Here is a 24029-nt window from a genome sequence, read left to right on the forward strand (position 1 = left end):
AAGTAAGGTCCACTGCCGGACTACTCATACATACGATGGGCAAAATTGCCATCGCTTTTATTTATCTAATTTTTTAAATACTGATTCGCATTAATTTTATTTTCGGAAAGGAGAGATAGTGTTTTGCTTGCGTTTCGGGCGGCTTCCAACAGCCGTTTAATATCGTCGTCCATCGTTTTGTTGTTCTCATTTTGTGGCTTCGCAATGAAAGCCTGTTTTCGACAAAGATAATAATTTTATAAAAAAAGCAAATAGGCTGCACCCTATTAAAATGCAGCCTATCAGAGATATAATTATCAGCCCTTATCTGAACGTGTAGCTTACCCCGCCCATCAGCCAAAAACCGGCCTGCGGAATATTGCCCAAATCAAAATAGTGCGTATCATAAAGGTTATTTATATCCAGATTTACAACAAGATTACGGTATGCGTTCCACTTCAGTTGAAGATCGAGTACCGAGTACGATTTATACGGTTCGGGGGTAGAGGTTTTCGTTGCCGAATCGTATTTCGCATAACTGCCCATTCGTTTCTGGAAGCGGAAGTTCCAGCTTGCATATACTTTATCTTTATAGATGGGGTGTCCCAACTGTGCCGTAAATTTATCGCGCAGGTAATTAAGCACATAGTTAGAGTTCATTTCCCCCGAAACATTGTCGCCATTCTGATGCAGGCGGGTATAGCCCAGTTGCAGGGTTGTGGGGTAACGCAAGCATGCGAATATCTGGTTCAAGTGGAATTTGGCTCCTACTTCCAATCCCTTCTTGTCGATAGAAGCATGATTGACCGAATGCCATTTTTCGATAGGATTGGCAGGGTCGTCGGGGTTTTCTTCACGACGCAACACCCAATCTATCAGATTATCGCCTTCCATATAATAACCTGTAATGAAGGCTTGCATAAAATGGTTCGAATATTTGAAGCCTACCTCAAAAGCTTCCGAGCGTTCGGGCTTCAGATTAGGGCTGCCCGTATGCGTTTTGGTTGTATAATACATGTCGGTGAATGTAGGCATGCGTGTTGCTTTGCTCCACGAGCCGTAAACTTTCAGGTTATCAACAAGGCGATAACTTGTACTGATGGAAGGATAGAACTTATAGTCGCCCTTCAAGGCCGTGTTGTAGTTTGCCAAAACGCCCGCCGTCAGAGTGAATCTATCCAATACGACGTTATGCTCTAAGGCATAGCTTATATTGGTGCGGTCGTCTTCGCACTTATATTTTCCATCGGGTTCGTCCATCCTTTTTCCAAGCACACTACTCATTATTCCCTCGTTGCGGAATTCAGCACCCAAACTGGTTATCCCCAAAACTGAGGAGTACTGAAAATTGAGGTTAGTGCCGTAAACATCCGTTCGGTGATGATTCTGCCCTATGGTAGTGTTACGGACAAGGTCGAAGCGGTCGTGATGGCGATTCCAATAGACCGTCGGGATAAATTTTAGTTTATCGCCCGTTTCACCTCTCACGGAGGCAAAATACGACTTAGTTCTGTCGTACTGGTTAGGATATACAGCCGAATAAAAGGTATTTGCCCCATACCGTTTATCGTTGTATCCGAGTTGAATATCAATTTTTGATTTTTCTACATCCAAGCGTGTTTGCCACAAAGCGTTAAAGATATCGTAATCGCTATTGGCTATGTAGCCGCCCGAAGTGCTGTACCCTACCGAAAGCTGATTGGTAGAAATGCCGGCCCGGAGCGCGCCTCCCGCCTCGGCATTGAACAGTTCGTGGCCTCCTGCCTGAAACTTTGCATAGGCCTTGTGGTCGGGGTACTTTTTGGTAATAATGTTCACTCCGCCCGAAAACGCGCTGGCGCCATACACCAAGGACGATGGCCCGTGCAGGATTTCTATGCGCTCAATGTCGTTAAGGTTTATTGGAATGTCGAAGCTGTAGTGCCCTGTTTGTGGATTGGAGAGGTTTACTCCGTTGAGAAGAATTGCTGTCTGGTCGAACGATCCGCCACGGATCGAAATATCGGCTTGTACGCCGTGTCCGCCTCTTTGCTGTACGTCTATGCCTGCCGCATAAGAGAGAAGGTCTTGAATACTTTGGACGGGCGCTCGTTGAATCTCATCGCGAGTGATAACCGTCACCAACTTTGCCACCTGATTTGCTGCCAGTTCTACTCGCGATGCGGTAACGGTGACCTCATCGAGTTCCCTTTCTATCAGTTTTTCCTGCCTTGCCAACGTGTCGGAGGCTGTTTGCGCCGATGCCGTTGAATGCGCGAATGTAAGCACACAGCCCGCAACAACGCCAATGTTCACTACCCGGTTCATACTGTTGAACGCACTGTAACCCGCACGGCAAAACCGTTTGAAGCGATATGCCCGGGCTTCCTTAATAAGTTTTTGTTTCATTGATTTGTTTTGTTTAATTATTAAAAAAATTAAGTTGAAGCAAAAATAAATAAACAAACCATATCAGTTCCTTTATTTTTTATTTTTCACGCAACCCCGATTCCTTGCAGATATATTAAACAACAAATTATCAGTGTATTTTTTACAAAAACAATTTTAACCCCCAATAATGAAATTAGCTTTATTATGTGAAAAAAAGTTATATTTTTAATTTTATATACTTTATACTGTAATTATTTTGAAGATTTTGCGTCTAATAACGCAGAAGGTTTAACTTTCTTCCCGGAAATAATCAGAATGCACTTTTTTATAACCAAATGTATTACTAAATGAAAACATTAACAGCTCTACTTCTCTCCTTTTTCATTTTTTCTTCCCTGCAAGCACAAGGAAGCTATACGGTGAAAGGCCAATTTATTGATACGGACAAAGACCCCATCGTTTATGCAACTCTTTCGGTTGCGAAAGATTCGCTTGCGAAAAATGTGGTACGCCGCCTTGCCTCGGACGATAAAGGGCGGTTTTCGGCCAAAATAACCGAACCCGGGAAATACTACCTCACAGGTAGCGCTTTTAGCAAACAGGACTATAAAATGGAGTTCGAGATAAAAGAGGGCGACAAGGTTGTAGACCTCGGACAGCTGGTTATGCAAATAGCATCGCAAGAACTTGGCGAGGTAACCATAACCACCGCTAAACCCCTCGTAAAAGTAGAGATAGACAAACTGGTGTACGACATGGAGAGCGACCCCGAGGCACAGACCTCCAACGCGCTCGATGTGCTCCGCAAAGTGCCCCTCATTACGGTAGACGGAGAAGACAAAATACAGGTAAAAGGTTCGAGCAGTTACAAGATTCTGGTCAACGGAAAACCGTCGAACCTGTTTAACACCAGTCCCGAAAAAGTGCTTAAAGGCATGCCTGCCAACTCCATCAAGAATGTAGAAGTAATAACCGAACCCGGTGCCAAATACGACTCCGAAGGGGTTTCGGCACTGATAAACCTTATTACAGAGCAAAAATCATTGGATGGCTACACCGGTTCGGTGGGTGCAGGTATTGACTCGCAAGGAGCCTACAACGGAAGCCTCTATCTGGCCTTTACCAAAGGAAAACTCGGTTTCACAACCAACATGAGCTATTACCAATGGAAAAGCCCGAAATCGAGCTTCAGTAATATGACCGATTTCCTTCAGACCGGGCAAACACAACGATCTACCGGAAACAGCAAGTTCGACGGCGACGGAATGTATGGCACGGCTCTTTTGTCGTACGAGTTCGACTCGCTCAGATTATTAAGCTTTTCGGCACAGCGTTATGGTGGTGGTGGCGACAACAAATCGTTCGGATATACAGGACTCTTCAAGAACGAAAATGATTTGATTTATTCGTTCGACCGCAATACAAAAACCGAAAGCGAATACGGAGGCACATCCCTGAGCCTCGACTATCAGCGTTCGTTCGCAAAAAAAGGCGAATTGCTTACCCTCTCGTACAAATTGGGCTTGACCCCCGACGACTCCAAGAGCAATTCGCAAATACTGAACATATGGGGTACACCACCCGCCACCGAGCCATTCAAAACAAAGAACGATGCCGACGGAGCGGAACACACCGCCCAGATAGACTACGTGAATCCCCTCACCGAAAACCACTCTGTCGAAGCCGGAGTTAAATTCATTTACCGCGACAATAACAGTGACGGTTATTATTCGGTTTTCCGAAACGATGAATGGATAGACAGTACACAATTCCATGCCGATAACCAAATGTCGCATATCCAGAGTATTTATTCGGGCTACGGAAGTTATCAGTTTAAGAAAACGAAATATGCCATAAAGGTAGGCGCTCGTTTTGAAGGCACACATCAGGATTTACAGTTCGGACAAGAGCCGAAAGTAAAAACCGATTATTTTAATGTGGTTCCCTCGGCTTTGCTTTCTTACCAGATGGGTATGAAGTCTTTGAAGGCGGGCTACAACATGCAGGTCAGACGGCCGGGTATATGGTATCTGAACCCCTACCGCAACGAAACCGACCCACTCAACGTACATTATGGTAATCCGAATCTGGATACCGAAAAAACACACTCCTTGTCGCTTACTTACAGCAGCTTCACCCAAAAACTTATGAGCAACATAGGTTTATCGTACAGTTGGACAAACAACTCGATAGAAGATTACTCGCTGGCAGTTATAAAAGACGATGGAACAACTATAATGGAAAGCACTTACAAAAATATAGGAAAGAACAAAAGACTGAGCCTGTACACTTATCTGAACTGGAATCCCGTTCCGATAGTACGTATGTACACCAACCTGTCTATCAGTTACAACGACTACAAGAGCGCTAACGGCGACCTGAGCAACAACGGGTTTCAATCGAACGCATATCTTGGCGGTTCTTTAACTTTGCCAAAAGACTTCCGTTTCAGTGCCAACGCAGGGTTATATCAGTGGGGTATAGGGCTGCAATCGTCTAAAACGACAACAGGTTACTACACATCTTTTTCGCTGTCGAAAGAGCTGTTTGACAAAAAGTTAACCCTGTCGGCCTACGCCCGCGATCCGTTCTGGAACAGCCAGTCGAGTAAATATTCATCGAGCGATACGAACTTCCGTACCGAAGGCCGATACGACAGAAAAAGCCGTTCGTTCGGGTTCAGCATCAGTTATCGCTTTGGTGAAATGAAGAAAAGCGTGAAAACAATAGAACGGGGCATCTCGAACGACGATGTTACCGGAGGCGGAAGCAAAGGCGGTGGTCAAGGTGGTGGCGGCAACTAAAAGTCCTTCTATACGAAGCTAATAGCAAATGAAAATTCCTTTCAAACTCGCTCATGTACTAAAAGTAGAGTGAGTTTGAAAGGAATAATATTTAGAAGAGGGTATCAAAAATCGGTTGATGGTATCAAATTGATATACTCTACTGTCATGTTGAACAATAGTGAAACATCTTTTCCTGTAAAAGGAGATTCTTCCCTACGGTGCAGAAGGACAAAAAGAAATTAAAATTTACTTTTTACGCACTCCTTTCTATTTGTTTTACCTCAAAGGCTTATCATTCATTGTTGCGGAAGTTGCTTTAAATTATTTGCCCACAGAGCTTTGTTTGCAATACGAACATTTTTTTAATTCTTATATTATACGTGGATACACCAAAAATGTAAAGATTTGCACAAAGCGCATTATTCGGATATAAAGATTCCATCAGAGATAGAGCAACTGCGAGAAAACATAAGCATAGATGCCCGAAGGATAAATAATAATACGTTTATTCTTGACTCAAATGTATTTTTAAATCCGCCGAAAACGGTTCTTTACTTCTATCAATAAGGATTCATAAACAACGAAGATAAGGAAATGATTAAAGGCTGTTTCATTAAAATAGCTGATTCCTTTGAAGAAATGGTGAGCGTTATAAACCCGTGTTTCGGAGCCAAAAACTATTTTTATGTATCCGACCTCAATATCAACTCAAACAGTAGCTACCTGTCGTGGAACGGAAAAGCTTCGTCTTCTTTCAACTTACTTTTTTTCAACAGAATAATAATCCATAAGCCCGAAATATGCAACGCCCACAAGGAATGGCTCTTGTCCCTGAAAAAATATTCTACTCTGATAAGTGGCTCGAACGAAATGGCTCAAGCCCAGTACCTCAAAAAACAAAGGGAATACATAAATTGGTTGTAATATCATGATATATAAACTAAAGGCTCAACTATCTAAAACATAGTTAAGCCTCAGGTATTTTTTATCCAGCACCACCATACAAGATACACCGCAACCAAATGTACCGAATGTGATGTATCATCAATAGTGTGCCGGGGAGTTTAATGGCTTTCTACCTCTGCAAGCACTGGCCGAGGTTTACATGCCCTATGCTGATCTATGGAGAGAGCCTCCCAGCGTTCTCCATTCCAAACATACGGCCCGGGACAGAAGTACGAAACTGAAGCAAGATTATAAACTACAAGACCGATATAAACATTCTTATAGTCATCTCCTTTATCTATCGCCAAACCATCCATATCATCTTCTTTTTCGAGGCTTACGCGTGGCAATCCTAATCCTCGCAAAGAGTTTGCTCCTATAACATCTGTTTCTTTTAAATCTAACAAAGCTCCTTTATTTGGCTCCAAAGCAGAACCTATGGTCACTTGCGCATTAAGATTCACCATTGTGCCCAAGCATATGGCTATAATGAACATCCTTAGTTTTGTACATTTGTCTGTTTTCATAATTATAAAATATTTTGGTAATGATCATATCAATAAAACGATGGGGAATATTTAACTTCATTGTCCTGATATCCTGTATTTATCATATCCGGAATACACCAAGAACGAAATCGTATTAAAATAACCGTACTTTTGCCTTTTATTTTCTGCCTTTTTTAGAATCTGAAAAGAATAAAAATCACACTCATACAATTTAAGAATAATCTCCTTATGAAAGCCTCTCTTTCATAAGAGAAAGATATCCCCACTTACACTCACTATAATAAAGAAAAGAAATATTATTTGCCTCATTGTATCATCCGAGAACCAAATATTTGCCTTTTTCATCTTCAACTGCAAAGATAAATCAAATATTTGTATATACAAAAAAACTCGTCCAAACAGATCCTATAAAAAAATAAAAATTGAATGAAATTCAGTTTACAAAAAAGCACAATCATCTTTCTTGCAATCACTTACAACATTCACATCAGTAAACCAAACAGCCCTCCCCACCAAAAAGAACGAAGATAACCAACCCATCATCCATTTGTTAATAAAACACAAAAACCAATGTTTGGCTTTATATTTAGAACCATTCCGTTTATTTTGCCTTTATATAGTACCGTTTTGCGTATATTAGCTTTATAGAACGGTTCTTAGAAACTAAAAGGGACAAAAATGATTGAAAAAATAAAAAACCTGATAAGGAGTTTAATCCACTTCCTGACAGACGGTATCTGGAATGTGGATACAAACGGGATAGGTGCTCTCCGTGGAATGTTTTACAAAATAATCAAGGCTTTTATTTTGGCATACCGGAAGCTCGATTTCACCCAGATGAATACCCGTGCAGGCTCCCTCACATACAGCACACTGCTGTCTATTGTGCCCATGCTTGCCGTTTTGTTTGCCATAGCCCGAGGATTCGGATTCCAGAATATTGTAAGGAGCGAGTTGTTCAGCTATTTTTCGGGGCAGCAGGAAATCCTCGAAAAAGCGATGGGATTTATAGACAAATCGTTGGAATATGCCCAAGGAGGAATATTTGTTGGGGTGGGTGTGGTTTTATTGTTATATACGGTCATCAATTTGTTGTCGAGCATAGAAGATAACTTCAATTATGTTTGGGGCATAAAGGTGGGGCGGACATATTACCGCCAGTTTACCGATTATGTAGCCCTTCTGCTCATTGCACCCGTATTCATGGTTTGCAACGCGGGATTGATGATATTGATTAACGCCGCCTCCGAAAACCTTGTGATAGGCGTTGTGCTTAGCCCCTTTGTCAAGATACTGCCCTTTGCGCTGACCATTCTTTTGTTTACGTTCATGTATATGTACATTCCCAATAAAAAGATAAACTTCAGCGCGGCTCTGTTTGCGGGAATTATTGCGGGAACAGCCTTTCAGATTTTTCAAGGCATTTATATTGACGGACAGATATGGATATCGAAATACAACGCTATTTATGGTAGTTTTGCCGCCCTTCCGTTGTTGCTTTTGTGGTTGCAGCTATCGTGGCTTATCTGCCTTATAGGTGTGGAACTGTCGTTTGCATACCAGAACGTCCGCCGGTTCAGTTTCGAGAAAGAAACCGACCACATAAGCCGCCGGTATAAAGACTTTGTTGTTCTGTCTATAATGACTCTTATCGTAAAACGGTTTGCAAAAGGAGAAGCCCCCTATTCGGCCGACGAACTTTCGGAAACCTATAAGATTCCCACAAAACTCACATCCGATGTTTTATTCTTATTGATGGAAGTAGGCCTCATCATACAAACCCCCATCGACGAAGGCAGAAGTAATGCCTACGTGCCGGCCATAGATATAAACCGGATAACGGTAAACTTTCTGTTCCGCAAGCTTGACGAACATGGAACCGAAAACCTTAAAATAAACAACAAAGGTGAGTTCGATGAAGAATGGCAAGTCATTCTGGATATACAACAATTGGTAGAAACAAAGTACGACATTCCCCTCACAGAACTATAAGGGCGGGGGGAAGGCTACCACTCCATTCGGACGGAATTGACGCTGTAGTATTTCGAATATATTTGGTTGTGCCAATCGGCCGAGTCGGCTTGCAGCTCAAAGAAATGAAAATATTTGGTTTGAGGCCCATAGATAGGTTCGGATAGTATTATATCGCTAACGCCTCTTTGCTTTTCTTTCCGCACAAACTCTGCCCGTTTCTCTAAAGTAGTGTATGCTGATGCCAGTTCCTTACGGCCTTTGCTATAATCGCCCACCCAGAAAAACAATCCGAATGCAAGGGCGCAGATGCTCACCTGTTTTATAATCTGTTTCGAAAAATCAAGTTGCGCAAACAAAGTTGCGGCAGCCGTAACAATCAGCATATTCAACCCAAAAGAAGCCCGTGGCGGAAATATAGGCGATGCCGCCATTGCCAGCATAGCCAAAATTGCCCCGAAGAAAAAGATTAACGACACAGCCGTAGCTTCTTTCCGTTTTTCTTTGTCCGATATATATATTCTTGCCACAATCAGCAGCAAAACAAAAATAAACGCCAAGCCCAAGCTGTAATTATAGAATGCTGCCAAAGCTGCCAAAAACTGGTTTGCATAAGCCGCCAGCCGGGAAGCTTTATTGGTGTGTTCCATCATATCCATACGGGCAAAATTACCCGGAGCGGCAATCATAAAAGCACAACCAATCAGAACCCCAACCAATCCGCAAATAGCCCAAACAGGAATCTTCCGTCCCGATTGTTTGTAGTAAAACAGTAATAAAGCGATGATGGCAACCAAGGCTACCCCCATGTTTTCGTTAGTCCATCCGGCAACGATACCGAAAAGAAAGAGAAAGGAGCTTTTCAGTACAACGCCGCTATCTTCTTTGCCTTTATTCAGATAAAACTTATAGGGGAGCAAAAAGGCAAGAATTATGAGTGTTCCCCACAAATAGTTGGCACTACCCGTTATCCACAGGCAGGTTGACCCAAATGCCGGCTGAAGCAGAAAAACAATCAGGTTGATACCCAACAGCAACGACGGATTTGCCGATTTCCCCTTGTTTGCCAGCATGTAAATCACAAAAGTCAGGGCAACAAAAGCAAGGCTGTTCAGCAAATCGGCAGGGCCTTCACCTATCAGCAAAAGGCTTTGGGCAATGATGTGCACCACCGAGCGCCCTCCCCAAGTGAAGTAATGCTCGTATTGGGTTTGCAATATCTGCCCAAAATTGGAGATATGCTCATACAACGGAGCAGGAGTCATGCTGTACATCCAATCGTCGGCATAGAGTGGATGCAAACGGTTTAGTATGTAGATAAAAATAAAGGAACAGAGGGCGATAAACGCAAGATTGAACTTCTTGACCGAAGGCTTATCGGTAAAAGAGTCCAATCGCTTTGCCGCGTCTCTTATTTTAGTCTGGATAGTTGTCAATTTGGTTTAGTTCTTTCTGTTCCGGCGGTCTTTTTCTTTACCTTCCTCGGTTTCCTTTACAATATAAATGGGGCGGCGTTTGGTTTCGAGGTATGTTTTTGACAGGTATTGCCCCAGAATACCCATACACAGCAGTTGTATGCCTCCTATCAGGAAGATTACGCAGACGGTAGACGGCCAACCTTGCACGGGGTCGTCCCAGATTAAGGTTTTAGTAATAATTACGGCTATCATCACCAGCGAAATCAAGAAAAACAGTATGCCAAAAAGCGAAGCTATTGCCAACGGACGGGTAGAAAATGCCACAATGCCTTCGAGCGAATAAAAGAACAGTCCCCAGAAAGACCACTTGGTGGTTCCTGCCACACGCTCCACGTTCTCGTACGAAATCCATTTGGTATTAAAACCAACCCATCCAAATATCCCTTTCGAGAAACGGTTATATTCCCTCAACTCCAGAATAGAATCTACCATCTGCCGGGTCATAAGCCTGAAGTCGCGAGCCCCGTCAACCAGTTTTGTATCCGAAATATTGTTTATGAGCTGATAAAATTTTCGGGCAAAGAACGAACGTATCACCGGTTCGCCCGTGCGGGTGGTACGGCGGGTAGCTACACAGTCGTAGTCTTCGGTTTGCAAGGTGTTGTACATCTCTTCTATCAGCATGGGTGGGTCTTGCAGGTCGGCATCGATCATTGCCACATAATCGCCTGTCGAAGCCTCGAAGCCTGCAAATATGGCCGCTTCCTTGCCAAAGTTGCGCGAAAAAGAAATGAACCGTACACGGTTGTCTTTTGCACGGAGTTGTTTAAATACTTCCAAAGTCCGGTCTTTCGAGCCATCGTTCACGAAGACGAATTCAAACTCCTGCCCATTCATCCTATTGGCAACCTTGCACAACTCCTCGTAAAGGAAGGGTAAGGCTTCTTCTTCGTTATAGCATGGTATCACCAGCGAAATTCTATCCATAAATTGTGGAATTCTTATATTCTATTCTTAATCAGAAGAGCCGTCTGAAACAAAGATAAAAGCAAGGCGTGCCGTTTTTTTACGCACCACAACACGATTTTACCTTTCGTCCCCAGCGGTTCTGCCTCAAGTTTTGCGGCAGCGTTTCTGACATAATTGTTTGTAATAATTTGTTTTACCCTTCGGTAACGGAAAGCAAAGCTATTATTATTTTTCGAGAAAAACACATTGTCGACACTTATTATTGCACGGAGCACATAATCGGTTTTTATGCGCCGGTCGGCCTTTTCGGTGTCGTCAGGGTTAAGTTTTTTCCTGTATTCGTTTTTGAGTTTATCCAAAAAAAGCAATTCCTGCTCCCAGCGAATGGGGTCGTATTTGTTCGACAGCGAACCACTGTTTACAGTGTAATGATAGAGAACATCGTCCACAAAAAAAACCGACTGGGCATGCAGCAATGCCGTGATGCAAAACAGGCGGTCTTCGCACCGGCGCAACTCTCGGCTGAAAAAGATACCATTTTCGGTTATCACCTCCCGGCGGAAAGCATACGTCCAAGGAACCCCCATCAGAAAAGGGCCTCCGTACTTTTCGGCGCCAATCATTGGCAAAACAATATTTTTTGTGATATCATCTCCCCTGTAATTGCCTTTCAGATTGGTTTGGTTTAGAATCTGGTCGTTACGGAAGGCATTGAAGCGGATTACATCGGCATGACTCTGGTCAATAACCGCCACTAAAACCTCGTACATATTCTTTTCCAACCAATCGTCGGGATCAACAAAACTCAAGTATAGACCTGTTGCCAGCTCTATACCTGAGTTCCGGGCTTCGGATACTCCGGCGTTCTTTTTATGAACGGCCTTTATCCGGCTGTCGCTTTTTGCGTACTCGTCACAAATCTGACCCGAAGAATCGACCGAACCGTCATTCACAAGTATGACTTCAAAATCGGCGAAAGTTTGCCCTATAATAGAATCCAAACAACGGGGAAGCAGTTCTTCCATGTTGTAGATGGGCAATATTATAGAAAAAACAGGGCTGCTCATTGGTACGATACTCCGCGCGAACTATTTATTTTTAAAGATTGTATTTTTTCTTGTATAAGAATTCGGATATCTCGAAATCGAATTCAGTATCAATATCGACCGACTCTGTCTCTGTCAGTTCAAACATATAAGGTTTACGGCCTACAACGTTTTTGTACTTTATCATATCCTCGCGGGTGATGATAGAGATGGCAAAGTTAAGAGCATATATATTAGGAAGATCCTGACTACGAGGCTGATGTATAAGGTCGTAGTTGATAGGCTTATTGTCGAGAAACATAAACTCTTTGATAAGGTGCGCAGAGTTTAGCGAGTCGAACTGACCGTTAAGTTCCTTATATTTGTTGATTGCGTTCGAGTAGCTTGCTGTTTCGACCAAAGGGTTGGTTACGTTAGTATATACCACAATATCGCCATTGAAGTTTTCGGCCATGTTCTGGTAAACATCACTCATCGACACGCTGCTCGAAGCATATACGGGGTCTCTCTTCACGGTTTCGGCACCAAGGCGGGCTGCGATTTCAAGCATACTGTCGTCGTTCGAGTTCACGATTATACCGTCAAACTCTTTCACTTGCATCAGTTGCTTAATTTTTAGCTCCAATAAATTTGACCCTGCAAAAGGGCGCAGATTCTTGTTAATCACTCTTTCCGAGCCCGAGCGAACGGCTATTAAAGCTTTAAATTTCATAATTTCTTCTATTTTAAATTAGGATTAAATATATATCTTATCACGTCTTTTGTTTGTTGCAACAGTTCTTGTTGATCCATGTTTTTGAGATACGATATTTTCTCTTCAAACTGTTGCAGGTTCTCGAACTTATCGTCGATACCATAAAAATCTTCGTTTTCTTCCTCCGTCCAGCGCAGGCAGGGTTTACCCAATGCCATCGACTCGTAATAGGCGGTGGTGTTCACTGCGATAGAAAAATCGACAAGGCCGGAATCCAAAACGTTTTGCACGGAATGTTCCTTCCCCAGAAATATCATATTGTCGGCAACCTTCGCAAACTGGGCATGGTCTTTATCATCGAGGAAGGGATGTTTCTTTACATAAAACACAATCTGGTTGTTATGCTTTTTGTTATACTCCTGCAAGGCAGCCAATAGCTTGTTGTTGGTTTCTACATACAGTCCCCTGCCCAGAAGCACCAAACAGTGTTTGAATGTTTGCTCCACACGGTCTATACGGCAATCCATGTACTTTAGGTTGCCCATCACAATAAAGCGGTCGTTGGTAAATCCCCGGCTCGAGAGGAAGTCGATGGTCGACTGCCCCCAGCATAGCATTTTGCTGGCCACGCAGTTTTCGGAGTTGATAATATCGAAGGGAACGAAACGCTTAAACTCGCAAAAAATACCGTGTTGCATGGTTATGGTTTCGATGTTCCGTTTATTGAAGTAGAGCGTCAACAAGGTTTCGTCTCTGTACGACGAGTTAAAACAGATATACCGGCTAACCTTGTTTTGGGTCTTAACCTTCTCGATGGCTCTTATCTGGTTCAACAACAATATTGTCAAGGCTGCATAGTAGAGCTTAAAATTAAGATTGCCCCCTATGGAACGCCCAAAAACCAAAAACAAAGCCTTGAAAAAGTGCTTAATATACGACGGGCTGAAAGGCGATATCTTTTTCAGTGGCAAGGCCGACAGGTTCACTACCGCCGATTCCGGATAGCGGCTTTGCGCCGTGTTGGCCAAATCGCGATAGTCGGGGCGGTTTATCAGATAGGTGATGAGCGTTGGCTTGTCTGTTTGCAGCGCCTGGCTCAAGTCGATAAAGTTACAGCTCACAAAAAAACCTTTAAAAACATCCCTTATAGCAGGTTTGGCATCGAAGTCTATACCCAAATGACCCGCAACGAGATATTTTAAATTGTAACCTTTGTAAGTGTAGTCGAATTTTTCTTTTATAGCTTTGTATCCGTTTAACCAAGATTGATCCATAGTCGCTCCATGATGTTATGACACAAATATAGTATATTTATTTATATTATTCAGTTATCTGGAATTCTATTGTAGTTTTATTATCGGCGGGAGGGTAATCAAGTTCAAGGTCCGAAAAGTCGGGTTCCGACTCAGGATCGAGCATCTGTGCCAGTGCGGCAATGTTTTTTTTAAATTCTTCGGAAATTATTTCATCGCCCGCAACGTGCATCACAAAAACTTCGGCAACGATGTCTGCCATTTTATCAACAACGGTGGCGGGGATACTTGCCATGCGCGATTTTATTTTTTGCACAGCCAGTTTTTTAGACAAGTTTTGCATCTTTGCCTTGTCTGTTTCTGCTAAAAGCGGATTAGCCGGCGTTGATGTTATGTTGCGGGTTTCAACATTCATACCTGTTTCTGTCAGGGTAACCATCCGGTAGGGAAACGGATAGGCCGACAGCGAACCTGTTTCGATATCGTAGATATCATTGTCTTTGCCCGAAGTAAAGCGGGTTATATCATTGGCATGAAAATGTCCTGTAAAAACAACTGCCATCCCTCCATCGGCAAACAGAGAGGCAAGGCCTTGCCAGTCTTCAACAATATATTCCGGAAAAAATGTTGCCTGATAAGCGATATGTTCAACCATCCCGTGATGCATCATACCTACCATTCGCACACCTTTTTCTTTGGCTTCCGCCATGCGGTCGGCAATCCACCGTTCGGTGTCTTGGTTTATTTTTCCGCCCGAGATACTACGAGTGGTATATTCTCCATACCGACAGGCATCTATTGCTACCAGCCATGTGTTTGCATCGAGTTCTGCCACATAGCTCAGCGATGCGGTGTCTCTTTTGAGGGGCGAGCCATAACCGTAATGGGCATATATTTCAGAAAATTCCGTAGGGCTTATATTGGGAGTGCTGTAAATCTCGCTTCCGCGATAGCCTTTAGCGTTGGGCATATTAATATCGTGATTGCCGGGAACAACAAAAACACGTATACCTTTATCCCTGAGAGGTTGTAGTTTTTTTACAAAATCCTGATGGCTTAGCCGTTCCCCGTCCTTTGTCATGTCGCCCGCTATGAGCAAAACATCAATATCGCTTTGCAGGTAATCGGCAAGCACTTTATCCAGAATGGCTGGGACTTCTTGTATATTTTTTCCGCTATTGTTGCAGTATGTTTGTATGGCGCTACCCTTGTCCATTAACTGTTCCGACAGGTAATGCACATCTGCTATAACTCCTATTTTCAGGTTTTTGGCAGATGAAGCTTCCACAAAAAACACTACCAACAAGAAAAACAAAGAAAGGGTTATCCTTATGTTTGGGGCGCGCATCCTGTTTGCCTCCTCCCTACTCTGCGATGCGTGTATTTATATAGCTATCTATGTAGCTATCTACCCGTTCGTTCAGTTTCCTGTTTATCAGAAATGTACAAACAGCAAGTATCGCCCCGAAAAGGAAGATATATGTTCCCCGTCTTCTGGACTCATTATCCTTGCGATATATACCCACAGCGAGCATAACCAAACCTATGAGGCCTATAATAATAAACAGATATTTGACTGTGGCGAATATTGTGTATAAAACAGATGTACTATCTTCCATGCGAAATATTTTTTTCGCTAAAATAGTAAAAATCTTTTTGTTCCGAAGCATATTTTGTCACGACATCCATCTATTATTTATATTTTTGTGCTTCATTGCGGACAAAATATATCTTTAATGAAGAATAATTTACAAATATTTCTTTTGTTGACTGTCGCTTCCTTGCTTATTTTTTCTTCTTGCGGCCCCAAAAAGACAACAATACATTACGCCGATCTGAAAAACCCGAAAAGGGAATTCCGTGGCGCTTGGCTGCATACCATAGGGCAAGGGCAATACCGAAACATGACTTCGGCCCAGATGCAGCAGTATTTTGTTGATGTGCTCGATAAATTTCAGGAAGTGGGCATTAATGCTGTGATTTTTCAGGTACGCCCACAAGCCGATGCGTTTTACAAATCGGATTTAGAGCCTTGGAGCCGTTATCTGACAGGGGTGCAAGGCAAAGCTCCCGACAGCGGTTTCGACCCCTTGACTTTTCTGGTGAACGAATGCCACAAACGCAATATGGAACTGCATGCGTGGATGAATCCGTATCGTGTGACCAGTGCCGAAGGGCAGGCATTGGCTCCAAGTCATATTTATAATAGGTATCCCGAACGTTTTGTGAAGTATGGAACACAAACTTACTTCGACCCCGGAATTCCCGAAAACCGTGAGTTTATCTGCCAAGTGGTGAAAGACATAATAGCCCGTTATGACGTGGATGCCATACATATGGACGATTATTTTTATCCTTATCCCATTGCAGGCAAAAGCTTCCCCGACGATGCCAGCTTTGCCCGTTATGCTCCGGAGCAGGGTTTTGCCAACAATCAGCGGTCCGATTGGCGGCGCAACAACGTGAACGTACTTATCCAAGAAATAAAACAAACCATCATGCGCAACAAGCCTTGGGTGAGGTTTGGCATCAGCCCTTTTGGTATTTACCGGAACAAAAAAAGTGATGCCACAGGCAGCGACACAAATGGATTGCAAAACTATGACGATCTGTATGCCGACATAAAACTATGGGTAGAAAAAGACTGGATCGATTATAACATACCTCAGGTTTACTGGGAGATAGGTCATAAGGCGGCCGACTACAATACACTGGTAGAATGGTGGGCAAAGAATAATTTCTACAAACACCTTTATATAGGGCAGGATGTGAAGCGGACGATGGATGCGCAAACTCCGTCGGGCAACACACAGTTGGCCGATAAATTCATAAAAGCCCGCAGCTATCCGCAGGTAGATGGAAATTGTTTCTGGAGCGGATATGTGCTTCTTGATAATTACAAGGGTGTTTATGGCGAATTGGTGAATAACTACCACCGCTATCCGGCATTGATACCTGCTTACCTACATTTACACGACAAAGCCCCGAAAGATATCAAGAAGATAAGGGAAGAATATACCGAAACCAACCACATGTTGGTTTGGGACAGAAACGGTAATCCTGCCGACCCCGTAAAAGCCCAATACTATGTAGTGTACCGCTTTGCCAAAGGCGAAGCAAAAAACACAGGCAATGCTCGTAATATTGTAGCCATCACACGCGATACGAGAGTTGTATTGCCATACGAGGGCGGGAAAAACAAATATGAGTATGTCGTTACTTCGGTCGATCGTTTTCATAACGAATCGAAAGGAAAATCGAAAAAAGTAACATTATAACTTGCCGACACTAAGAAAAGAGGATGACACCAAACAAAGAAAACACCCTGAATGTAACTATCGGGAAAGCCGAGTTCGACCTGATTGAGAGAGGTGTACAGAAAAACCTGTTCAGGGAAATAACAGACCGGAACTTTAAAAAACATCTCCTCTACGATTATACCGAAAACCTGCTTTATGTGGCAGCAGGAGCATGGCACAACACGGAGAAAGAGCCCGATGACATCTTGCTTTACAATGAGGGTACTTATCCGTTTCTGCCCACAGAGTACAAGTTCGTAACATTGGCAACAGGCTCTAAGATAAACCGTAAAACCATGACAGTGGAGGTTAAGGACGTTTCTTTCTTTGCCGCTACCGATTCCACAGAAAAGGTTATCCGCCTGAAATGGTCGGAACGCATAGGCTTCGTTCCCGACAATGAAGGAGAGTTGGCCTCGTGGTTTGTGGTGTATCATCTGGGGAATAGAATTTAATGAGATTAACCGGAACGAAAACCGATTCCGAATTTTAAAATATAGCATAGCTGCAATGGAAAAAACATTTACGATGATTGCCAAAACAATGGCAGGCTTAGAAGACGTACTGGCCGAAGAATTAATAGCTTTAGGGGCAGACGATCTGCAAATAGGCACTCGGATGGTATCGTTTTCGGGCGATAAAACCCTCCTCTACAAAGCCAATATCCATTGCCGCACGGCATTGCGTATACTGAAACCCATACACACCTTCAAAGCCCGTACGGCGGACGAGATTTATGCCGAGATAAAGAAGTTCAACTGGTTCGACTATCTGCACGAAGAAAAAACCTTTGCTGTCGATTCGGTTGTTTTTTCCGACATCTTCACACATTCAAAATTCGTGGCATATAGGGTAAAGGACGGCATTGTAGATTTTTTCACCCAGAAAACAGGCAAACGCCCTTCGGTAAGCGTAGCAAACCCCGAGGTGCTGATAAATATACATGTGGCTCACGATAAATGCACGCTCTCGCTCGACAGTTCGGGCGAATCGTTGCACAAACGGGGTTATCGTGCCGCCCAGACCGAAGCTCCGCTTAATGAAGTTTTGGCAGCCGGAATGATTCTGAAAACAGGATGGCGGGGCGAATGCGATTTCGTTGACCCCATGTGCGGTTCGGGTACGTTGCTTATAGAAGCTGCTATGATTGCCATGAACGTTCCCCCCGGTATTTACAGGCAGAGTTTCGCTTTTGAGAAATGGGCCGATTTTGACCAGGAGTTGTTCGACCATCTTTATAACGACGACAGCGGCGAACGCGAATTTGAACATAAAATATACGGCTCCGATATCTCGGCAAGAGCCATCAAGATAGCCGAGGAGAACATCAAGAACGCAGGACTGTCGCGTCATATCAATTTGCAGGTAAAATCCCTGCAACAGTACACCGAAGCTCCCGCCGAAAAAGGTTTGATTGTAACAAATCCGCCTTATGGCGAACGCATCAAGCCCGACGATTTGTTTGGCCTGTACGAAATGATAGGCGAACGCCTGAAACATGTATTTATGGGCTACACAGCATGGGTGTTGAGCTACAAAACCGAATGTTTCCATAAAATAGGTCTGAAGCCAACCTCCAAAATTAAACTGAAGAACGGCTCGCTCGATTGCGAATACCGCCGCTACGATATATTTGCCGGCAAAAAGTACGACCGTGCCAAAAAGCAAAACACAGACCAATAAAGCAAAATGCAAAAGTAAGAATTGTCATTTGCCATTTCTGTCTTTCAGGCTAAGGTTTTTTATTCCGAAAATATCTTGAAAAAAGAGAAGTTAACCTAAAAACAGGGCGGGTATTACCCAATCTTTCTTATCTTTGCAGGCAATTTTAATAATCAATTTACTTAATAGTTTTTGGCTATGCACGAGAAGATAATCATTCTTGATTTTGGTTCTCAAACCACACAACTTATTGGCAGACGCATACGCGAGTTAAATACCTACTGCGAAATTTTGCCTTACAATAAATTTCCGTTTGATGACCCAACCATTAAAGGAGTAATACTTTCGGGTAGTCCTTTTTCGGTGAACGATCCGAATTCTTTTAAACCCGATCTGAGCCAGATAAGGGGCAAATATCCTGTTTTGGGCATTTGTTATGGAGCACAATATATAGCATACACCTCGGGTGGTAAGGTTGAAAAAGGCGATTCGCGCGAATACGGCCGGGCGCACCTGACATCTATCAAACCTCAAGATTCACTGTTTGATGGTATTCCTGAAGGTTCGCAGGTATGGATGTCGCACGGAGATACCATAACCTCTCTCCCCGACAATTTTGAACCTATCGCAAGTACCGAAGACGTAAAATACGCGGCTTACAGGGTTACTACAGAAAAAACTTGGGCTGTGCAATATCACCCCGAAGTTTTCCATTCGGTAGACGGAACAAGATTGTTGAGCAACTTCCTTAATATTTGCGGATACAAGCGCGATTGGTCGCCGTCTTCGTTTATAGACACAACAGTAGCTGAGTTGAAGGAGAAACTGGGGAACGATAAAGTTATACTTGCCCTTTCGGGTGGAGTCGATTCGTCGGTTACAGCTGTATTGTTAAACAAGGCTATCGGGAAAAACCTCACATGTGTTTTTGTTGATAATGGCTTGTTGCGTAAAAACGAATTCCAGAGCGTTCTGAAAGATTACGAACATCTTGGGCTGAATGTTTTGGGCATAGACGCTAAAGAAAAATTCTATACTGCTTTGGCAGGCGTTAGCGATCCTGAGCAAAAGCGAAAAATTATAGGCCGTCTTTTCATTGAGGTTTTCGATGAAGAAGCTCATAAGTTGAAAGATATAAAATGGTTAGGACAAGGCACTATCTATCCGGATATTATAGAATCGCTGTCAATTACGGGAACAACCATCAAATCGCACCACAACGTAGGCGGACTGCCTAAGGAGATGAACCTGAAACTGGTTGAACCCCTGCGCCTGTTGTTTAAGGACGAGGTTCGCCGTGTTGGCTTGGAATTGGGAATGAAGGAGCATCTTATAAAACGTCATCCGTTTCCCGGTCCCGGCTTGGCAATACGTGTTCTTGGTGATATCACTCCTGAAAAAATTGAAGTACTTCAGAATGCCGATGATATTTATATTCGTGGCTTACGCGAACATGGCTTGTACAATCAGGTTTGGCAAGCAGGAGCAGTTTTGCTACCCGTTCGTTCGGTTGGCGTGATGGGCGATGAAAGAACATACGAAAGTACCGTAGCTTTGCGTGCTGTTACTTCGTCCGATGGTATGACTGCCGACTGGGCACATCTGCCATATGAGTTTTTGGCAAAAATATCGAACGAAATTATCAATAAAGTACAGGGAGTTAATCGTGTAGTGTACGATATCTCATCAAAACCCCCTGCAACCATAGAGTGGGAGTAATCTCTCCACTGGTTTTTATTGTGTTATATAAGCATTGACGAAACCCAATAATAAAAACTTCAAAAAGTGTATCCTATACAGAGATGGGGTACACTTTTTTTTGTATGCCGTTGCCCCTCTATATTAATGGTAATATACCAAACAAAAAAAGTAGCTTACTGAGCTACTTTCTTTATTCTATTAATATTGTGGGAGCATAATTCTTTATTCTTCGTTCAGCTCGCTAACAATGCGCCATTTGATTTCTGCCGAAGCAGTGCCAACGCTTCGCTTTTGGGATGGCGAAGGAGATGATGGCGCGCTTAAATCAAGATAGAAGGTATAACGTTTACCCATTTGGAATACAAAATCCGGGAGCGTATAACTATCTTCACCTGTAGTAACCGATGTCCCCTCTATCATATCGTAGTTTACAGTGATATTAAAATCAGCGACATCCGGTTCTTGTGGTTGCGGAAGCACCATCAGGCTACCTATTTCCCTATAAGTGCTGCCATCTGTCTCTATGGGATATTTCTGATAGACGGTATAGTCTCTCGTCCCTGACTGTCCATACCACGACCAAATTGATGTTGCTTCATTATCTATTCCTGTAAGGATACCTTGGTTACATAAGCCAACCAACGTTATCTTTTTTATACGGTATTCAACACCGGGGTTGTTGCTGCATGCCTGAAAATTAACAACCGAAAGCGCATGTTTAAAGTCGAGCTGAATAGGGTTAGCTGTTTTATCAAGGCTGGTGGCCACCATAAAATCTTCCTGCTCTTGATGGTTGGTGCTTACAGTATATTCGATAGAAACTTGATTTATGTCGTTTTCTATGTGAAGCACATCCAAGCCCGACGATATTGCCGGAGTGTAGGCAAAAAAGCTTACCGAACCATATCCCGGCCAGTATTTTATGGGCGAATACACCCAGCTATTGCCTTGTTTTTCCACAAGTTGGTTGTCCATAAACGAATAGTAAACCCCATCTCCTTTATTCCAGAGGGCCGATACACGAAAATATTGCATATCATCGATGGTGGTTTTTGCGGCACGCAGGCTTGAAGTGGAGCAATCAAAAGCAATGGCATTTGTTCCTGTTCCATTGCCCGTAGCGGTATCCTCGTCCGAACACCCGGCAAAAAACAAGACCGACAGGAAAAACAAAACCGCTGCCCATCTACCAATCTTTAGTTTGTTGTTTCTCTCCATTTCAAATTTCTTTTTCGTAGCTTTTTATTTTGTAACCGGAAGGGGACATTCAACCCCTTCCGGCTTGGATTATTAATTACAGGTAAAACCTGTAGTGTAACTTAGTCATTGAAATATTAGGAAAATTAAGGTTATGGTATAGCCGTAACTTTATTTTCTTGACCAGAAAGTAACTGACCTATAACCGTACCATCCGCTGTTACGATTTTACTGATCTCTCCCGCACCAGATCCGCTAGCAACATTTAATATACCATAACCTGTACCATTTAGATAATCCCGTGTGCATCCTGTCCATAGCACCAACTCAGATATAAAACTGAATCTAGGATTAACGGCTTTGATATTTTTGCTGTCTTGTATATCCAATTTCTTTAATAAGATACCTCCATAATTACTATTTTCAAATTCAATTTTCTGCAAAGCTTTATTTCCTAAGGCACTTACATTTGATATCTCAATTTTATCACCTTTTTTAGAATAAGAAGAAGCCTTAGCAGTATTCGCGGCAAAGATCAAGTTAGTAAGTTTCGCATTATTCTCTATATTCAGAGTTTCAATTTTACAATCGCGTATAGTCAATGTCTCAATATTATTATTTGATAAATTGAGTTCCGGAATAGTGATACTTGCATCATTTGGCATAGGTACTTCGGTCAATCCGCAATTCGACATATTTAATGTACCTGTTATGGTAACTGCCGCCAAATTTATTTTGTTAGTTCCTCCAAACTCTGTAATCCTTGTATTCGATACATCCAAATTTTTAATAGTAGCTGCGCTACCAAACTTCAGAGTTGTTAAAGCCGTATTGGAAAGATTTACTGTACCAAGATTTATTGTACTATAGAATTCTACTGTGTTAAGTTTCGCATTTTTAGATGCATCAAGGTCACTACCACCGGTAGCATCCTCAACAGTAAGTTTTGTTATGTTCTCAAAATACTCAAGGCCAGTGAAATCGGTTGTTTTTACCGAACTATTCTTAACCGTTAAAGAGGTTTTTGATAATAGATCAGCTTTAGTAACCGCACCTGTCAACCACCCCGCAGCAGCTAAAAGATCAGCACTAATTACCGAACGATAATCATTCAGTTCCGGCAGATAGCCAGGAGCATTTTCGGTCCAATTGCTTACTCTAACGCTGAAGTTAATTTCTTTACCCACTTCGTCACCAAATTCGAGGTAGAAGTTATATTGGCGTCCCATTTCGAAAGTTATAGGCTCGCTTACATCCGAAGGATCGTTCACAGCAAAGTATTTCTCCGCGCTTTTTGTTGCTGTACCCGCATAGTATATACCGCCAGCAAATGCTTTGTAAGATACTTTTACAGCAAACTTACCTGTACCAGGCACAGTTTTTCCATCTCCGTCATATTTTGTAGTTGCTTGTGGCAATACCATTACAGCGTTGGTTTGTCCCAATACCGAAGCATAATCGTTAAGCAAATACGCAGGCGATTCGCCTCTGTCTACAGCATAGGTTTTAAAACTTGATTGGTCAGTCCATGGTTGACAAGGATAAGTCAAACTATTTTCCTCTGGAATACCAGATAGATTAAGAGTCCCTGTTTCATTCAGGTTAACCAACTCTACTTTGTCGATAGTGTATGTAACATTTTCTTGAGTAGTCCGTGCAAAGAACATCACACGCGAAAGAGCGTGGTGAAAGTTTAACACAACAGGATCTGTTCCATTCGTTCCTCCATTTTGTTGCATAGATCTTGCCACAAGGAAGTCTTCCTGCGCATCTTTGTTGCTGATTTGCGGAACAGTATAGGTAATAGATTTGGCTGAGGTATAGTCTGTTATACCAACTGTTACATTTTTAGACGAAGAAGGGCTGTAGGCATAGAAGTCAATCTTTTCTCCTTTTGGCCAATAACGTTTTGGATTGTAGTTCCATTTACCGTCTTCACCGCGTGTAATGCCCTCTCCATTGAAGAGGTATTCTCCATTGTAGTCACCACCGGTTCTTATTCCGGTAAGGGTAAAACTCAGGATACTTGTCTCGTCAGTGATTGCCGTACGCAAATTAGACGATGGTTTATCCATCAGTGTGCGAAACTCTATCGCACCGTCGCCTGCACCTGCAGAACCGCCTAAATCCTCATCGTTAGAGCAAGAGGCAAAGACTAAAGCTATTGCCGAAGCAAATAAAAATAATTTTTTCATTTCGATAATTTAGTTTATTAATAATTAGTGTATAA

17 protein-coding genes and 1 pseudogene are annotated in these 24029 nt (G+C 42.8%); 7 read left to right on the forward strand and 11 right to left on the reverse strand.

The genetic code is table 11. The annotated features are described in order from the left end of the window. Window positions 1-303: 303 nt before the first annotated feature. Window positions 304-2367 (reverse strand): TonB-dependent siderophore receptor, encoded by a 2064-nt coding sequence (locus M2132_RS08125; protein ID WP_280672860.1) that lies wholly within the window; start codon window positions 2365-2367, stop codon window positions 304-306. 329 nt (window positions 2368-2696) lie between these two features. Here M2132_RS08125 and M2132_RS08130 point away from each other — a divergent pair, with 329 nt between their 5' ends. Both M2132_RS08130 and M2132_RS08135 read left to right on the forward strand, forming a co-directional pair. After that, window positions 2697-5153: a TonB-dependent receptor gene (locus tag M2132_RS08130; RefSeq protein ID WP_280672861.1), complete on the forward strand. Its 2457-nt coding sequence runs from the start codon at window positions 2697-2699 to the stop codon at window positions 5151-5153. A gap of 576 nt (window positions 5154-5729) precedes the next feature. Continuing rightward, window positions 5730-6059, forward strand: a complete 330-nt coding sequence (locus M2132_RS08135; protein WP_280672862.1) for a hypothetical protein — start codon at window positions 5730-5732, stop codon at window positions 6057-6059. 140 nt (window positions 6060-6199) lie between these two features. On the opposite strand, the gene M2132_RS08140 is transcribed toward M2132_RS08135, so the two are convergent. Further along, window positions 6200-6607, reverse strand: a complete 408-nt coding sequence (locus M2132_RS08140; protein ID WP_280672863.1) for a hypothetical protein — start codon at window positions 6605-6607, stop codon at window positions 6200-6202. Window positions 6608-7267: 660 nt separating this feature from the next. Here M2132_RS08140 and M2132_RS08145 point away from each other — a divergent pair. After that, window positions 7268-8581, forward strand: coding sequence for a YihY/virulence factor BrkB family protein (locus M2132_RS08145; RefSeq protein WP_280672864.1), 1314 nt, complete (start codon window positions 7268-7270; stop codon window positions 8579-8581). Window positions 8582-8595: 14 nt separating this feature from the next. Here the strand turns inward: M2132_RS08145 and M2132_RS08150 are convergent, their stop codons facing one another. Genes M2132_RS08150 through M2132_RS08180 form a run of 7 tightly spaced genes read right to left on the reverse strand, consistent with a single transcriptional unit; the run spans window position 8596 to window position 15559 of the window. Next, complete coding sequence (locus M2132_RS08150) at window positions 8596-9996, reverse strand: DUF6056 family protein (protein WP_280672865.1); 1401 nt, start codon at window positions 9994-9996, stop codon at window positions 8596-8598. 6 nt (window positions 9997-10002) lie between these two features. Beyond that, window positions 10003-10965 (reverse strand): glycosyltransferase family 2 protein, encoded by a 963-nt coding sequence (locus M2132_RS08155; RefSeq protein WP_280672866.1) that lies wholly within the window; start codon window positions 10963-10965, stop codon window positions 10003-10005. Between the two features lie 14 nt (window positions 10966-10979). After that, window positions 10980-12014, reverse strand: a complete 1035-nt coding sequence (locus M2132_RS08160) for a glycosyltransferase (RefSeq protein ID WP_280672867.1) — start codon at window positions 12012-12014, stop codon at window positions 10980-10982. A 31-nt stretch (window positions 12015-12045) separates the two neighbouring features. Beyond that, window positions 12046-12705, reverse strand: coding sequence for a cytidylyltransferase domain-containing protein (locus M2132_RS08165; protein WP_280672868.1), 660 nt, complete (start codon window positions 12703-12705; stop codon window positions 12046-12048). 8 nt (window positions 12706-12713) lie between these two features. Continuing rightward, window positions 12714-13961, reverse strand: a complete 1248-nt coding sequence (locus M2132_RS08170; protein ID WP_280672869.1) for a hypothetical protein — start codon at window positions 13959-13961, stop codon at window positions 12714-12716. A 46-nt stretch (window positions 13962-14007) separates the two neighbouring features. Continuing rightward, window positions 14008-15288 (reverse strand): metallophosphoesterase, encoded by a 1281-nt coding sequence (locus M2132_RS08175; RefSeq protein ID WP_280672870.1) that lies wholly within the window; start codon window positions 15286-15288, stop codon window positions 14008-14010. A 16-nt stretch (window positions 15289-15304) separates the two neighbouring features. Continuing rightward, complete coding sequence (locus tag M2132_RS08180; protein WP_280672871.1) at window positions 15305-15559, reverse strand: hypothetical protein; 255 nt, start codon at window positions 15557-15559, stop codon at window positions 15305-15307. 117 nt (window positions 15560-15676) lie between these two features. Between M2132_RS08180 and M2132_RS08185 the strand changes: the two genes are divergently transcribed. The 4 genes and pseudogenes from M2132_RS08185 (at window position 15677) to guaA (ending at window position 20620) form a co-directional block, all read left to right on the forward strand. Continuing rightward, a complete protein-coding gene (locus M2132_RS08185; protein WP_280672872.1) occupies window positions 15677-17218 on the forward strand; it encodes a glycoside hydrolase family 10 protein in 1542 nt (513 codons plus the stop codon). 23 nt (window positions 17219-17241) lie between these two features. Continuing rightward, a complete protein-coding gene (locus M2132_RS08190; RefSeq protein WP_280672873.1) occupies window positions 17242-17694 on the forward strand; it encodes a hypothetical protein in 453 nt (150 codons plus the stop codon). 55 nt (window positions 17695-17749) lie between these two features. Then, window positions 17750-18916: pseudogene (locus M2132_RS08195) on the forward strand (class I SAM-dependent RNA methyltransferase); the annotation flags it as partial. Window positions 18917-19099: 183 nt separating this feature from the next. Beyond that, window positions 19100-20620, forward strand: coding sequence for a glutamine-hydrolyzing GMP synthase (gene guaA / locus M2132_RS08200; RefSeq protein ID WP_280672875.1), 1521 nt, complete (start codon window positions 19100-19102; stop codon window positions 20618-20620). Between the two features lie 204 nt (window positions 20621-20824). Here guaA and M2132_RS08205 read toward each other — a convergent pair whose 3' ends face one another. Both M2132_RS08205 and M2132_RS08210 read right to left on the reverse strand, forming a co-directional pair. Continuing rightward, a complete protein-coding gene (locus M2132_RS08205) occupies window positions 20825-21820 on the reverse strand; it encodes a fimbrillin family protein (RefSeq protein WP_280672876.1) in 996 nt (331 codons plus the stop codon). A gap of 131 nt (window positions 21821-21951) precedes the next feature. Further along, window positions 21952-23994 carry a fimbrillin family protein gene (locus M2132_RS08210; protein WP_280672877.1) on the reverse strand — a complete coding sequence of 681 codons (2043 nt, stop codon included), beginning with the start codon at window positions 23992-23994 and terminating at the stop codon, window positions 21952-21954. Window positions 23995-24029: the final 35 nt, after the last annotated feature.

Origin of the sequence: Dysgonomonas sp. PH5-45 (assembly GCF_029893235.1) — a bacterium.
Classification (GTDB): Bacteria; Bacteroidota; Bacteroidia; order Bacteroidales; family Dysgonomonadaceae; genus UBA1309.